This window comes from Gorillibacterium timonense (assembly GCF_001457415.1).
Taxonomy (GTDB): Bacteria; Bacillota; Bacilli; order Paenibacillales; family NBRC-103111; genus Gorillibacterium; species Gorillibacterium timonense.
Map to the genome: position 1 here is coordinate 228,377 of NZ_LN881722.1, position 13,594 is coordinate 241,970.

The following is a 13,594-nucleotide window of genomic DNA, read 5'->3' on the forward strand; positions in this document are numbered from 1 at the left end:
ACGATGAAAAAGGAATGGAAACAACCCGAATTGGAAATCCTCAGCGTTCAAATGACGATGGCCGGTCCTGGCAAAGCCTTCCCGGATAGCTTCATTGAAGACGAAGACGAAACCGCCCACCTCAATCACAGCTAAGGAATCGGGATGACAAAGGAAGTTCGAGTAAACCGCCCTTGTACTCCTAAAAAGGTATGAGGGCTTTTCTCTTAATGATCTGCGATCTTGAGCGGTGGAGGATGAAGAATGCAGCTGACGACGAACGAGGTGCTGACGGAGGCGTTTGGGTTCCGGATCCGGAGCGAGATTCCCTTCCCTGAGCTTTTGACGGTGCAAGGCCGGTTCGAGAATGCCGATCTGACAGTCCGGCTTGAACCCCTGAGCGAAGAGTGGGCGGTCATGTTGGCTTCCCCTCGAAAAATTCACGCCACAGAAGCGCAAATCCTCATCCATATTCCGGAAGCGGCACTGTTCGCCGTCAGGGAAGGCCGCGTCATCGCCGTATCTCCGGTTCCCGGTGCGGACATGGACAAGATTCGCTTATATATCCTCGGAACCTGCATGGGAGCCGTTCTGATGCAGAGAGGGGTACTCCCTCTGCACGGCAGCGCGGTTGCGGTCCGAGGCAAGGTGTATGCCATCGTCGGCGAATCGGGCATGGGCAAATCGACGCTTGCCTCGGCCTTGATGGACCGGGGGCTCCCCCTCGTCAGCGACGATGTGATCGCGATCCGTTTCAACGAAGCCGGAATTCCGCTCGTTACCCCCTCCTACCCTCAGCAGAAGCTGTGGCAGGAGAGCTTGGACGCCTTCGGCATGGAGGCGAGCGGGCTCAAGCCGCTTTTTGAACGCGAAACCAAGTTTGCCGTCCCCGTCAGTGATCGATTTGTTCGGGAGGAGCTGCCGCTTGGAGGGGTCTTCGAGCTGGTCAAGAAGGCGGATGCCAGCCCTGGTTTGACCCCGATCGAGGGTCTGGACCGCATGCGCCTTCTCTATGAACATACGTACCGCAACTTGTTCCTCCGTCGGATGGGGAAGCTGGATTGGCATTTTCAAGTGACGGCGAGGCTGGCCGGGCTCGTGCCGATCAGCCGCATCACTCGGCCGGATGAGGGCTTCACGGCGCATGAACTGGCTGAGCTGCTAGTGAAAACAATCGGAGAGGAGGAATAATCGATGATGAATTCAAGTCCTGTGCTTCCCCGGACGGTGCTCAAACAGGTCCCGGGCCATATCGTCAGCGTCATGGATGGAGAGACCGTCATGCTGAGCGTCCAAAACGGCAAGTACTACAACCTGGGGGAGATCGGCGGTGCGATCTGGAATGAGCTTGCCCAACCGATCGCGTTCGAAGAGCTGGTGGAACGGCTGACGGCGGAGTATGAGGTCGAGCCGGAAGAATGCTCGCGTCAGGTTCTCCGCTTTGTGGATATGCTGCGGAATGAAGGCCTCGTCGCGGAAGGATGAAGCGGGGAAGCGTAACGGAATCCGGCGCGGTGGGTGGGGCGGATTCCGGGAGTAAGCCGCTCCCCGCGCAGCCTTATCGGAAGCAGAGGCTTCGATGCATGCGCGTCTTCCTCGCGCTTCCGCCAGGTCGGAAGCGGCTTCTAGTCGAAGCCTTTCTTGAGCTCGGCCGCGCCCGGCTGCAGCTCAGGCGCCCGTTCGCGCAGGTGGCACCGACCCTCGGGGCTGCCATGCGGGAGACGCCGAAAGCTCGGGCGGATGATCGGGAGCGGGCGAAGGTCCGGCAGATCGCCGACGCCATCGGCGCCATGAGCCGGCACACTCCATGGAGCAGCATGTGCTTCACACGCGCTGTCGCGGCCATGCGGATGCTGGAACGGCGGGGAATCGCATGCACGCTGTTTTTGGGGACCGGCCGGGAGGAAAGCGGCGGTCTTGCCGCACATGCCTGGCTGCGCAGCGGAGATATCTATTTGACCGGTGCGGAAGAGATGAAACGGTTTACCGTGGTCGGCAAATTCGCCAAGCCGGCCCGGACGAAGAGTCGTATGGACGGCAGTCACCGGGAGGAAGCGCGATGAAGGATATCTTGAGATATGTCAAACAGCTGGTTTCTTATTCCGGAGCGGCCCTGTACGCTAACATGGCCGGAATGATCGCCATCAGCTTGCTGGACGGGATCGGTCTTATCTTATTAATTCCCATGCTGGGCATCAGCGGAATCATCAGCTATTCGGCGTCAAATCACACCCTGTTCCAAGCGTTCTCCTTCCTTCAAGGATTGTCGGGGGCTGCCGGATTGTTGACGGTGTTGGGAATTTTTGTGATCCTGGCCTTGGTCCAGAATGGGCTCCAACGGCAGTTTACGGTCCGGAACGCTCGGATTCACCAATCGTTTTATCATCACTTGCGGTTTACGGTGTATCGCGATCTGCTGTATGCGGATTGGGGGTTCTACCTGAAGCGGCGGAGATCCGATATCGTGAACACCATGACTTCTGAGTTGACCCGGGTTGGAGCCGGCATCAATCTGTTCCTCGCGCTCGTGACCAACCTTCTGTTCACGGCGATTCAAGTGGTGATTGCGGTTTGGCTGTCCCTTCAAGTGACCGTCTTCGTGGTGGTGTGCGGCTTGGCTTTGGCGTTCCTGTCCAAGCGGGCACTGAAGAAAGCGATGGCGCTCGGCAAGCGGACGACGGATATGTCCCAGAGCTATCTCGCGGGCATAACCGAGCAGATCAACGGCATTAAAGACATCAAGAGCAATCGGCTTGAGGCGTCCCGACTCGACTGGATGAAAAGTGAATCCGACAAGCTCCAGAAGGAGCAGGATGAATATGTGCTGCTGAGGTCGAACTCCCAGCTTCTGTATAAGCTGGCCTCCGCTCTCTTGATCGCCTTCTTTCTGTATGCCTCGATCGCTTGGCTGAAGACGCCGCCGGAGCAGCTCATTCTGGTTGTCGCCATCTTCTCCCGGCTTTGGCCTCGCTTCATGAGCATCCAGATGAATCTGGAGCAGCTTTCCTCCAGCATCCCGGCCTTCCGCAGCCTGAAAGAGCTGCAGGAGCGCTGCCGCATGGCGGGCGAGCGAATCGGTGCGGCCGATAGCGAGCCTCTTCGGTTGAAGGAAGAAATCACGCTGGAAGACGTGAGCTTTCGTTACGATCGGGGCAGCGGCCCCTATGCGCTCAGCAGCATCAAGATCACCATCCCGGCGAATCGCATGACCGCGATTGTGGGAAGATCCGGAGCGGGCAAGAGTACGCTCGCGGATCTCATCATGGGGCTTATTGTCCCAGAAGAGGGTCAGATCTGCGTGGACGGCGAACCGCTGGAAGGAACCAACATCCGCAAGTTCCGGCAGAGCGTGAGCTACGTGTCGCAGGACCCGTTTCTGTTCAACGCCAGCATTCGCGACAACCTTCTCCTCGTTGAGCCGAATGCCGACGACAGCCGGATTTGGGAAGCGCTGGAACTTGCAGCGGCAGCGGAATTCGTCACTCGTCTGCCGATGGGCTTGGATACGGTGCTGGGCGACCGAGGAGTGCGGCTGTCCGGCGGTGAACGGCAGCGGCTCGTGCTGGCCCGCGCGCTGCTTCGCAACCCGTCCATTCTCGTTCTCGATGAAGCCACGAGCGCCCTCGACAATGAGAATGAATCGAGGATTCAGGACGCTCTCTTCCATTTGCGGGGCAAGATTACTTTAATCGTCATCGCCCACCGCTTGTCCACGATCCGGGATGCGGATCAGGTCATCGTTCTCGATCAGGGCGCGGTCGTGCAATGCGGTGAATATTCCAGTTTGGCTCGGGAGAAGCGGGGGATGTTCCGCCGCCTCCTCGGGATGCAAAGAGGGGACGATTCCATCCATTTGGGCGAAGGAGAACGCTATGATTGGAGATCGAATTAAATACTTGAGGGAACAGAAGGGGCTGACCATAACGGAGCTGGCCGAAATGGCCGATATTTCAAAATCGTATTTGAGCCACATGGAGCGGAAGCTGCAAAATAACCCTTCGCTTCAAATGCTGTCAAAGATTGCCGAGTCGTTGGACACGAATTTGGAGTTTCTGCTTGGGGAGGAATACCTGAAGACCGCTTATCTCCTGGACGAAGAGTGGAAAAGCTTGATCTACACCGCGATCCAGGAAGGAATGCGCAAGGAGGACTTCATTCGCATATACCAGCTGCAGCAGCAGGAGAAGGAATAAGCGGGTGGGCATTGTCGGACAGCCTTGTTTTTTCTGAAAACGGGAGATTCTTGATTTGACACGTTCGTTATTAAGAACTATAATGAAAGACGAGTTCATTATAAAGATCAGGAGAACCCTCATGGACAATACGCGCATCCCCAAAGAGATCAACATACGAGAGATTCTGCTTGTTCTTCGCCGCCGCTGGATGATCCTGTTCTTCGTGGCGCTGCTCTGCACCGGTCTCGGCGGTTTATATGCCAACAAGCCGGATACGCCGCTCTATCAAGCGACGGCACGGATCATCATCCATTCGAACACGGACTTCATCAACACGCTGAAGGTGGTCATTCGCGAGCCGGCCGTTCTGCAAAAGGTATTAGTTGAATTGAACCTCGACCGTTCTCCGGGAGCGCTCCGCAGCCAAATATCGGTCTCGAGCGTCGATAATACGCAGGTCGTGCTGGTGAGCGTGACGGACCGGGATCAGGCGCTTGCCGCGGACATTGCGAACTCTACCGTCAAGCAGTACAAAGCAACCATCGCCTCTCTCCTCAATTTCAGCGACATCACCATTTTGTCGGAAGCCAAGAAGGACCCCGCACCGCAGCCGATCAATCCGCCCGCCCGGAACCGGATGATTCTCATCGGCTTGATCGCAGGGTTGGTGATCGGTTTGGCCGCCGCTTTCTTCCGCGATACGATGGATGAGGCGTTCCGTTCCGAGAAGCGCGTTAAGGAAGTGCTCGGAATGCCGGTTCTCGGTCAGGTCTCCCCAATCAAACGGGTGAAGCTTCCGAGCAAAGGCCATCAACGGGTTCACATGACAAGGGGGGAGAGCATTGGCTCTTAATGAAACAGCTTCGGCCCGTGCTTCCTTTCGCAAGGGATTGGTGAGCTACCTGCAGCCTGCAGCGAAGGTATCCGAGCAATACCGTAGCATTCGCGCGAATATCCGACTTTTGTTTGAAAATCAGAAGATGAAGTCGCTTCTTGTCACTTCTCCGGCGGGAGGAGAAGGAAAGACAACAACCGTGACCAATCTGGCGGTTTCCATGGCCTATAAGGGCAGCAGAGTGCTCGTTGTCGATGCCAACGTACGCAAGCCAAGCGTCACGGCGATGTTCCAGTTGGAGCGGACAGCCGGACTGACCGATGTCCTCGCAGGCCGCAAGGATCTGAAGGATGCCGTCTATCCGACGGAGATCGGCGAGCTCGATGTGATGCCGGCCGGTACGTACGGCTCTGAAGCTCATAATCTCATGGATAACGGAGCGTTGGCCGTGATCATGCAGGCTCTGAACAGTCATTACGACATCGTGCTGGTGGATGCGCCTGCAGTGCTCGGCGCGTTTGAGGTGAAGGCTTTAGCGAATTGCTGCGATGCCGTATTGCTCGTCCTGGAGCATGGCAGAACCAAGGAAGAAGCAGCCTTGAACGCCAAGCTGACCTTGGAATTTGCGGGGGCGACGCTGCTCGGCGCAGTTTTAAATGAGAAGTGAGTTCTTTTTTTGTCCCGTCGTTCTTTATTGAGAACAAGTAAATTTAGTATAACGAACAAACCCGGCTTGTTGACCTGCTCTCTGCATGTCTTTACGGGTTTCGGCGATGTCTCCTTGCCGGTATCGATGGAGGCACTCGGTCATGCTGTGGGTCATGGGCCTTAGACGCGGGTCGTCGAGGGTGTGGCGTGAGGCGGGGTTGGATGCCCCGGATTTTTTCGTTTTCTTAAGTTGCGAAAAGCGATTTTCGTTTCTTTACTTGTGCGGGATTCCTCCAGGGAGACCGTACAGGTAAGCAATCGAGAACCGCGTAAGCTTCGGAAAGCACCCCGGTGGCATGCGCCTGTCCGGTGAAGAGGGAGAACCCTCTCATTGACGGTGGTGTGTTGCTGCCTGGTGGGAATTTGGGAATTCGTTTTGGAAGTGGCTGCTATAGCAGCAAGACGCTCCAGCAATTTATTCGAGCACGGGAGGATGAAAACGTGACTTATCGCCAGAGGCTGTCCTTTCTTTTTTTTACCGATTCGTTTGTGGTGATCACCGCGATCTTCTTCAGCCGCTATCTGACCAGTCCAGGTCAGGCGGTGAATGAGGCTTCGCTTGTCATCAGCTCGTTGACGCTGCTCCTCAGCCACCACTTCTTTTCCATCCGCTACAAGCTGTACAAAAAGGCGTGGGAGTACGCGAGCATCGGAGAACTGGTCGCGATTCTGAAGGCGGTGAGCCTGTCGATCGTGACGGCGGCGGCCATGCAGCTCGTGGTCGTCGGCAGCATCTACTTCCGGGTGCTTGCGGTCACGTGGATGCTGCACATTCTGCTCATCGGCGGAACTCGGTTCTGCTGGCGGCTCTTCCGGTCCACGTCTATGAAAAGGCCGAGCAACAAGAAGCGGACGCTGATTGTCGGAGCGGGATCGGGAGGAACGATGATCGTTCGGCATCTGCTCAGCAGCCACGAGACGGATCTCGTGCCGGTAGCTTTTGTCGATGACAATGTGAACAAGCGCAATTTGGATATCATGGGTGTTCCGGTAGTCGGAGGTCTGGAAGTCATTGAAGAGGTCACCCGGGAGATGAAGATCAGCACGATCATCATTGCCATCCCGTCCCTCCGTCGCAGAGAGCTGCAGCGGATCTATGAGGAATGCGCGAAGACGGCCGCCAAGACGCAGATTCTGCCGATGATCGAGGACATCGTCTCCGGTAAACTTTCGGTCAACCAGGTTCGGGACGTTCAGGTGGAGGACCTGCTCGGCCGGGAGCCCGTTGAGATGGACATGGAGAAGGTTTCTGAATATGTGACCGGCAAAATCGTTCTGGTTACGGGAGCTGGAGGTTCCATCGGCTCGGAGATTTGCCGCCAAGTGGCGGGGTTTCACCCGGAAATGCTGGTGCTGCTCGGGCACGGAGAGAACAGCATCTATTCGATTGAGATGGAGCTTCGCGAGCAGTTCAAAGATTCCGGAATGAAGATCATCCCGGAGATTGCTGATCTGCAGGATGCTGCGAAGATGATGAGCGTCATGAAGACTTATCGGCCTGATGTGGTGTACCATGCGGCCGCCCACAAGCATGTGCCGCTCATGGAGCGGAACCCGGAGGAAGCGGTCAAGAACAACATCATCGGCACGATGAATGCCGCCAATGCCGCAAGCGCGAGCGGAGTGCGAACCTTCGTCATGATTTCCACGGACAAAGCGGTCAACCCGACGAGCGTGATGGGCGCGGCCAAACGGCTCGCCGAGATGATCATCCAGGATCTCGACCAGCGCAGCTTCACCAAATTCGTCGCCGTGCGCTTCGGCAACGTTCTCGGCAGCCGAGGCAGCGTCATCCCGTTGTTCAAGAAACAGATCGAGAAGGGGGGGCCGGTGACGGTCACCCATCCCGATATGATCCGTTATTTCATGACCATCCCCGAGGCTTCGCGGCTTGTTATTCAAGCGGGAGCGCTCGCGCGGGGCGGAGAAATCTTCGTCCTCGATATGGGCGACCCGGTGCGGATCACCGACCTGGCCGTCAACCTGATTCGGCTGTCCGGCAATTCGGTGGAGGACATCGGCATCGAGTATTCCGGAATCCGGCCTGGCGAGAAGCTGTTTGAGGAGTTGCTCAACAAAGACGAGGTTCACGAGGAGCAGGTGTACCCGAAGATCTACATCGGCAAAACCTCGGAGCTTCGGATGAAGGAGATTCAAGATTTGCTGAAAGCTTACACCACCATGGAGAAAACGGAGCTGAGGGAATGCCTCCTCGGCCTGGCGAACCGGCGGGTACCGGATTCCGGCGAATCGGAGCTCGCGGTTGTCTCCCGGTAATTCGGGTAAGAGGAAAGGAGGGAAGCGCAATGCCGGCCATCTTGTTTGTGGCGACTGTAGACACGCATTTTGAGAAGTTTCACCTCCCCTATCTGCAATGGTTCAAGGAGCAAGGCTGGGAGGTGCATATCGCGGCGAGGGGAGACCGCGATCTTCCTTATGTCGATCGCAAGTTCGACATTCCCTTCGAGCGATCGCCGTTTCGCAAGGGAAATCTCCAGGCTTATCGAGAGCTGTCGGAGCTTATCGGGCAACAGACGTATGAGGTCATCCACTGCCATACTCCGATGGGCGGAATGCTCGCGCGGCTGGCCGGCTGGAAGGCGCGGCGGAACGGGACGAAGATCCTCTATACGGCGCATGGCTTTCACTTCTGCAAGGGAGCGCCGCTCATCAATTGGCTGCTCTACTATCCCATCGAAAAAGGGCTTTCCCGGCTGACCGACTGCCTCATCACCATCAATTCCGAGGACTATCGGCTCGCCCGCAGCCGACACTTTCACGCCTCCGAAATCGCGCATGTATCGGGAGTAGGCGTTCAAACCGAGCGCTTCCGGCCGCTCCTCCCCGAGGAGAAGCTCGAAAGGAGGAAGGAGCTCGGACTTGAGGAGGAGGGGCTCTTGCTCTTCTACGCGGCCGAGTTCAACAAGAACAAGAATCAGCAGTTCCTCATCCAGGCGCTCGCCCGCATCCGGGATGAGGTTCCCGCCGCCCGCCTCGTGCTCGCAGGCTCCGGTCCTCTGCTTGAGAGCTGCCGGGAGCTGGCCAATCGGCTTGATGTGGCTGACCGCATCGACTTCCTGGGGTACCGCGACGATGTCATGCGGCTGATGCCGGCCTGCGACATCGCCGTCGCCTCCAGTCTCCGCGAAGGGCTTCCGGTCAACATCATGGAAGCGATGGCGAGCGGTTTGCCGATCGTCGCCACGGATAATCGGGGGCACAGCGAGCTTGTCCGAGACAGTGTCAACGGATATATCGTCTCTCCAGGCGATGCCGCCGCGTTGGCGCAGCGGCTCGCGGAGCTCGGGACCTCAAGCGAAGTGCGCGAACGCATGGGTCAGGAAAGCTTGCGCCTGGTCACCGCCTATTCCGTGCAGGAAGTCAAGCAGCAGCTCGGCCAAATTTATGCTCGCTACGCCTGGGTGTAGCATGGAGCCCTTGGTGAGCATCATTGTGCCGGTCTATAACATGGAGCAGTACCTGGAGAGAAGCCTCGACAGCCTGCTTGGCCAAACGTTGAAAAACGTCGAGATCCTTGCCGTGAATGACGGGTCGACGGACGCAAGCCTCGCCATCCTGAGGCAAAAGGCATCGGGAGATGCTCGCCTGCGCGTCATCGACCGAAAGAACGGAGGCGTCTCCGCGGCTCGTAATGCGGGGCTGAATGAAGCGAGCGGGGCTTATATCGGATTCGTCGACCCGGATGATTGGGTGGATCCCGGCATGTTCGAGGCTCTCTACCGGACGGCGGTCGAGGAGCGGGCGGACATCGTCATGTGCTCGTACATCCGCGAGTTCGGCGACCATGCGAAGGAAAAGGAATTCTCGCTCGCTGACCGCACGGTTTACCGGGACGAGGAAGTGACGGACGGCCTCCTGCGGCGGCTCGTCGGCCCGGTCGGAGCGGAGACGGGAAACCCGGAGCTGCTCGATGCGTGGGGCACGGTTTGGAACAAGCTGTACCGGGCGGAGCTGATCCGAGAAGCGGAAGCCGAGTTCACCGACCTCCGCCTGATCGGCAGCAACGAGGACACCCTATTCAATCTGCAAGTCATTCACGAAGCGCGCAGCTTCGTGTTCTTACATACTCCTTATTACCATTACTGGCGGGTGAACGCGGGTTCCTTGACATCGGGATACAACCCGCGTCTTTTGCATCAGTTTTTGCAGCTGTATGGACAGATGGAACAGTTTCTAACCGACCGGAATTTGAGCGGCCCGTTCCGCAAAGCCCTGGACAATCGGATTGCGCTGAGCACACTGGGCCTTGGGCTCAATATTCTGTCGGCAGACAATCCGGCGCCCGCGCCTGAGAAGCTGAGGCTTCTTCAAGAGCTGCTCGATCATGAGCGGTTTCGCTCGGCGCTTTCTCGCTTTTCCCCGGAAGGTCCACCGGTCTGGCGGATCTTCTATTGGTGCGCCAAGCTCCGGTTTGCCGCCGGTTTTTATGTGCTATTGTCCGCGGCAGACCGGATGAGAAGACGAAAGAGGTAAGGAAGACGAGGTGTAGCAAATGGAACCGATGCGCGTCCTGCAGGTTGTGACCGTCATGAACCGCGGCGGCTTGGAGACGATGCTGATGAATTACTACCGGGGGATCGACCGCTCTCAGCTGCAATTCGATTTCATGGTGCACCGCGAGGAGCGCGGCCACTACGATGATGAGATCGAACGGCTCGGCGGACGAATCTACCGGATGCCGATGGTGAGGCCCGGAAATTACCGGCTTTACTTCAAAAGCTTGAAGCGGTTCTTCGCGGACCACCCAGAGTATCGGGTCGTTCATTCCCATATCAACGAGAACAGCAGCTTCGTACTGCGGGCGGCGAAGAAAGCCGGCGTTCCTTGCCGGATCGCCCACAGCCACCTAAGCGATCTCGGGCTGGACATCAAGCTTCCCTTCCGCCTGTACGCGAGAGCCGTGATGCGCGGCAAGCCGACGCATTACTTCGCCTGCTCCGCGAATGCCGGACGCTGGCTCTTCGGCCGGAAGCGTGAAGTCACGATCCTCCATAACGCGGTGAACGCGGAGGAATTCCTCTACGATCCGCAGTTGCGCGAGCAAGTCCGCGCGGAGCTTGGAGCGGGAGATCGCTTCATGCTCGGCCATATCGGCCGGTTCAACCGGCAGAAGAATCACCGGTTCCTGCTCGACATCTTCAAGGCCGTTCGGGATAGGCGTCCGGATGCTCTGCTGGTGCTCGCGGGAGACGGGGACCTGCGCGGAGAGATCGAGGAGAAGGCGGAGCGGCTCGGGCTGACGGAAGCGATCAGGTTCCTCGGCGTACGCGAGGACATTCCGGCGCTCCTGCAGGCATTCGACCAGTTCCTCTTCCCCTCGCTCTTCGAAGGGCTGCCGGTCGTGCTCGTCGAGGCGCAGGCGGCGGGGCTCCACTGCATCGTGTCGGACACGATTACGCAGGAAGCCGATGTGACCGGACGGGTGAGCTTCGAGCCGATCGCCGCGTCTCCCGCGGCCTGGGCGGAGCGAATCCTCTCTCTGTCCTGCGAGCATGCCGATACCTCGGAGGCTCTCGCCTTGAGCGGCTACGACACCAAGACGACAGCGGCTTGGCTCGGCGACTATTACCGGGCATGCGCCGATCCGGATCGCAGCAGGGAAGAGGAGCGGATGGCACCGGCTTCGAGCTTGGAACCAACAAGCTTAGAACTTAGCAGTCCGGAATCTACGAGCTTGGAACCTAGCGGCTTTGAAACGACGAGCCTGGAGCCAACAAGCTTGGACCCTTGCGGCCTGGAACCATCCGACTTGGACCTTACCAGCACGGAACCGGCTAGCTTGGAGCCTCCCAGTTCGGAGCCCACTGACCTGACCGAGCCGGAGAACCTTTGTGAGAATCAGCCGATGGAGGAAAAGCCCGCAAAGCCGACCCTAACCGTATTCACGCCGACTTACAATCGCGGCTACATTCTTCCGGTCTGCTACGAAAGCTTGAAACGCCAGAGCTGCAAAGACTTCCTCTGGCTGATCATCGACGATGGCTCGACGGACGGGACGGATGAGCTCGTTCTCTCCTGGATTGCGGAGGGTGCGCTGCCGATCCGCTATCACCGCCAGGAAAATCAGGGCATGCACGGCGCACATAATACCGCCTACGAACTCATCGATACCGAGCTCAACGTCTGCATCGATTCCGATGACTACATGCCGGACGATGCGGTGGATGCGATCGTATCCTTCTGGCGGCAGCACGGCAGCGACCGGGTGGCGGGCATCGCCGGGCTGGACGCGGCTCCAGACGGCAGCGTCATCGGAACGCCTCTGCCCGACGGTCTCGCGACATCGACGCTGACCGATCTGTACGGGCTGCACAAGGTGCGCGGCGACAAGAAGCTGGTCTACCGCTCGGAGCTGACGCGCAGAACGCCGCCATATCCGTTGTTCGCGGGAGAGAAATACTGCCCGCTCAGCTACAAATACGTGTTGATCGACCAGGAGTATCCGCTCCTCTTGCTCAACAAGCCGCTCTGCGTGGTGGAGTATTTGCCGGACGGCTCCAGCTTGAACATCATCAAGCAGTACCGCCGCAATCCACGCGGCTTTGCCTTTTTCCGAAAGACAGCGATGAAATATGCTCCGACAGCGAAAGAGCGGATGCGAGAGGCGATTCACTACGTGTCCAGCAGCCTGATGAGCGGCAATCGCCGCTTCCTGCGGGAATCCCCATGCCCCGTTCATACGGTGCTTGCGCTGCCTGTCGGACTGCTCCTCTACGTCTACCTGAACGTGACGAGCCGCCAGACCGCCATGAGGACCCAAAAGAGCGCGGCGAAGGGGTGACGTCATGACGGTCATGCTGATCAATCTCGTTCTGGTCTATGTCGCCTCCTTGTATGCGCGCTTCCTGGCTCGTCCGGTGTCACTCGGTGAATATGGCCTCCGCAACCGCCCGAGCTTCCTTCCCGCTCTTGTCGCGGCGCTTTCCCTGACGCTTGTCGCGGGCTTGCGGAACAACATCGGAGACACCTTCACCTACATGCATTCTTACCGGTACGGGATTTTTACCTGGGAGACGATCGATTACAGCAAGGACTTCGGGTTCAACATCATGCAGCTTCTGTTGAGGCAGATCAGTGGAGATCCGCAGCTGCTCATCTTTGTGACGGCGGCGATTACGACCTGCCTCATTGCCTGGATTCTGTACCACTATTCGCGGATGTATGAGCTGAGCTTGTACCTCTACATCACGACCGGGATGTTCACGACTTCCATGAATGGCATTCGTCAGTTCATGGCAGCCGCAATCATCTTCGCCGGGACCAAATACGTGATGAACGGAGACTGGAAGCGGTTCTTTCTGCTGGTTCTCCTCGCCTCCACCGTGCACCGCAGCGCCCTCGTTCTGCTGCCGATCTACTTCCTGGTGCGAAAGCCGGCCTGGACGAAGCAGACCTTCCTGCTGATCGGAGTAGCGGTGCTGATCGTCCTCGGCTTCAACCAGTTCATGGGGACGCTGTTCACGGTGCTGGCCGATACCCAGTACAGCCATTACTCGACCTTTTCCGAAGGCGGAGCAAGCTACATTCGGGTCCTGATCGCGGCGGGGCCGCTCACCGTCGCCTTTTACGGACGAGAGAAGCTGAAGAGCCTCGCGCCGAAGCTCGATCCGATCATCAACCTGTCCCTGATCAACGCGCTCTTCCTGCTCATCGCGACGCAGAACTGGATCTTCGCCCGCTTTTCCATCTACTTCGGTTTGTACCAGCTGCTGCTCATCCCGTGGATCATCAAGGTGTTCCGGGAGAAGGACCAGAAGCTGGTCTACTATTTGATCCTGCTGTTCTACCTATTCTTCTTTTTGTACGAATGCATCATCGCTTATGGCGGTTTGAATTACGGCAGCCGCTATCTCGTGTTTTAGAACGGAAAGGAGCA

Annotated in this window: 13 protein-coding genes and 1 pseudogene; all 14 read left to right on the plus strand. The window is 57.8% G+C overall.

Annotated elements, in window-relative coordinates; translation table 11 throughout:
* Nucleotides 1–3: 3 nt before the first annotated feature.
* The 14 genes and pseudogenes from BN2684_RS24210 to BN2684_RS05625 all read left to right on the plus strand — a co-directional run bounded on the left by BN2684_RS24210 (nucleotide 4) and on the right by BN2684_RS05625 (nucleotide 13,580).
* Nucleotides 4–135 carry a paeninodin family lasso peptide gene (locus BN2684_RS24210; RefSeq protein WP_058301182.1) on the plus strand — a complete coding sequence of 44 codons (132 nt, stop codon included), beginning with the start codon at nucleotides 4–6 and terminating at the stop codon, nucleotides 133–135.
* Between the two features lie 108 nt (nucleotides 136–243).
* Nucleotides 244–1,170, plus strand: coding sequence for a phosphoenolpyruvate carboxykinase (ATP) (locus tag BN2684_RS05565; RefSeq protein ID WP_058301183.1), 927 nt, complete (start codon nucleotides 244–246; stop codon nucleotides 1,168–1,170).
* A gap of 3 nt (nucleotides 1,171–1,173) precedes the next feature.
* Nucleotides 1,174–1,464, plus strand: a complete 291-nt coding sequence (locus BN2684_RS05570; protein WP_058301184.1) for a lasso peptide biosynthesis PqqD family chaperone — start codon at nucleotides 1,174–1,176, stop codon at nucleotides 1,462–1,464.
* Nucleotides 1,461–2,042, plus strand: coding sequence for a lasso peptide biosynthesis B2 protein (locus tag BN2684_RS05575; protein WP_234340174.1), 582 nt, complete (start codon nucleotides 1,461–1,463; stop codon nucleotides 2,040–2,042). The genes BN2684_RS05570 and BN2684_RS05575 overlap by 4 nt, the downstream gene beginning before the upstream one ends.
* Nucleotides 2,039–3,871 (plus strand): ABC transporter ATP-binding protein, encoded by a 1,833-nt coding sequence (locus tag BN2684_RS05580; RefSeq protein WP_058301185.1) that lies wholly within the window; start codon nucleotides 2,039–2,041, stop codon nucleotides 3,869–3,871. The genes BN2684_RS05575 and BN2684_RS05580 overlap by 4 nt, the downstream gene beginning before the upstream one ends.
* Entirely contained in the window at nucleotides 3,852–4,172 is a 321-nt protein-coding gene (locus BN2684_RS05585) for a helix-turn-helix domain-containing protein (RefSeq protein WP_058301186.1), read from the plus strand. Before BN2684_RS05580 ends, BN2684_RS05585 begins: the two co-directional genes overlap by 20 nt.
* A 121-nt stretch (nucleotides 4,173–4,293) precedes the next feature.
* Nucleotides 4,294–5,007, plus strand: coding sequence for a YveK family protein (locus tag BN2684_RS05590; RefSeq protein ID WP_058301187.1), 714 nt, complete (start codon nucleotides 4,294–4,296; stop codon nucleotides 5,005–5,007).
* The gene (locus tag BN2684_RS05595; RefSeq protein ID WP_058301188.1) at nucleotides 4,997–5,656 is read left to right on the plus strand and encodes a CpsD/CapB family tyrosine-protein kinase; all 660 of its coding nucleotides are present in this window, start codon (nucleotides 4,997–4,999) and stop codon (nucleotides 5,654–5,656) included. The genes BN2684_RS05590 and BN2684_RS05595 overlap by 11 nt, the downstream gene beginning before the upstream one ends.
* Nucleotides 5,657–6,138: 482 nt before the next feature.
* Complete coding sequence (locus BN2684_RS05600) at nucleotides 6,139–7,974, plus strand: polysaccharide biosynthesis protein (protein WP_058301189.1); 1,836 nt, start codon at nucleotides 6,139–6,141, stop codon at nucleotides 7,972–7,974.
* A 29-nt stretch (nucleotides 7,975–8,003) separates the two neighbouring features.
* Complete coding sequence (locus tag BN2684_RS05605) at nucleotides 8,004–9,125, plus strand: glycosyltransferase family 4 protein (RefSeq protein WP_058301190.1); 1,122 nt, start codon at nucleotides 8,004–8,006, stop codon at nucleotides 9,123–9,125.
* A gap of 13 nt (nucleotides 9,126–9,138) precedes the next feature.
* The gene (locus BN2684_RS05610) at nucleotides 9,139–10,191 is read left to right on the plus strand and encodes a glycosyltransferase family 2 protein (protein WP_234340175.1); all 1,053 of its coding nucleotides are present in this window, start codon (nucleotides 9,139–9,141) and stop codon (nucleotides 10,189–10,191) included.
* Between the two features lie 55 nt (nucleotides 10,192–10,246).
* Nucleotides 10,247–11,188 (plus strand): annotated as a pseudogene (locus tag BN2684_RS05615) (glycosyltransferase family 1 protein); the annotation flags it as partial.
* A 375-nt stretch (nucleotides 11,189–11,563) separates the two neighbouring features.
* On the plus strand, nucleotides 11,564–12,499 hold the full coding sequence (locus BN2684_RS05620) for a glycosyltransferase family 2 protein (protein ID WP_058301582.1): 936 nt from the start codon (nucleotides 11,564–11,566) through the stop codon (nucleotides 12,497–12,499).
* A gap of 4 nt (nucleotides 12,500–12,503) precedes the next feature.
* Complete coding sequence (locus BN2684_RS05625; protein ID WP_058301192.1) at nucleotides 12,504–13,580, plus strand: EpsG family protein; 1,077 nt, start codon at nucleotides 12,504–12,506, stop codon at nucleotides 13,578–13,580.
* Nucleotides 13,581–13,594: the final 14 nt, after the last annotated feature.

Excerpts from the sequence above, each read along its gene's own strand:
- BN2684_RS05620 (WP_058301582.1), top strand. The coding sequence starts at position 11,564 with ATGGAGGAAAAGCCCGCAAAGCCGACCCTAACCGTATTCACGCCGACT.
- BN2684_RS05590 (WP_058301187.1), top strand. The coding sequence starts at position 4,294 with ATGGACAATACGCGCATCCCCAAAGAGATCAACATACGAGAGATTCTG.
- BN2684_RS05570 (WP_058301184.1), top strand. The coding sequence starts at position 1,174 with ATGATGAATTCAAGTCCTGTGCTTCCCCGGACGGTGCTCAAACAGGTC.
- BN2684_RS05585 (WP_058301186.1), top strand. The coding sequence starts at position 3,852 with ATGATTGGAGATCGAATTAAATACTTGAGGGAACAGAAGGGGCTGACC.
- BN2684_RS24210 (WP_058301182.1), top strand. The coding sequence starts at position 4 with ATGAAAAAGGAATGGAAACAACCCGAATTGGAAATCCTCAGCGTTCAA.
- BN2684_RS05580 (WP_058301185.1), top strand. The coding sequence starts at position 2,039 with ATGAAGGATATCTTGAGATATGTCAAACAGCTGGTTTCTTATTCCGGA.
- BN2684_RS05625 (WP_058301192.1), top strand. The coding sequence starts at position 12,504 with ATGACGGTCATGCTGATCAATCTCGTTCTGGTCTATGTCGCCTCCTTG.
- BN2684_RS05605 (WP_058301190.1), top strand. The coding sequence starts at position 8,004 with ATGCCGGCCATCTTGTTTGTGGCGACTGTAGACACGCATTTTGAGAAG.
- BN2684_RS05575 (WP_234340174.1), top strand. The coding sequence starts at position 1,461 with ATGAAGCGGGGAAGCGTAACGGAATCCGGCGCGGTGGGTGGGGCGGAT.
- BN2684_RS05565 (WP_058301183.1), top strand. The coding sequence starts at position 244 with ATGCAGCTGACGACGAACGAGGTGCTGACGGAGGCGTTTGGGTTCCGG.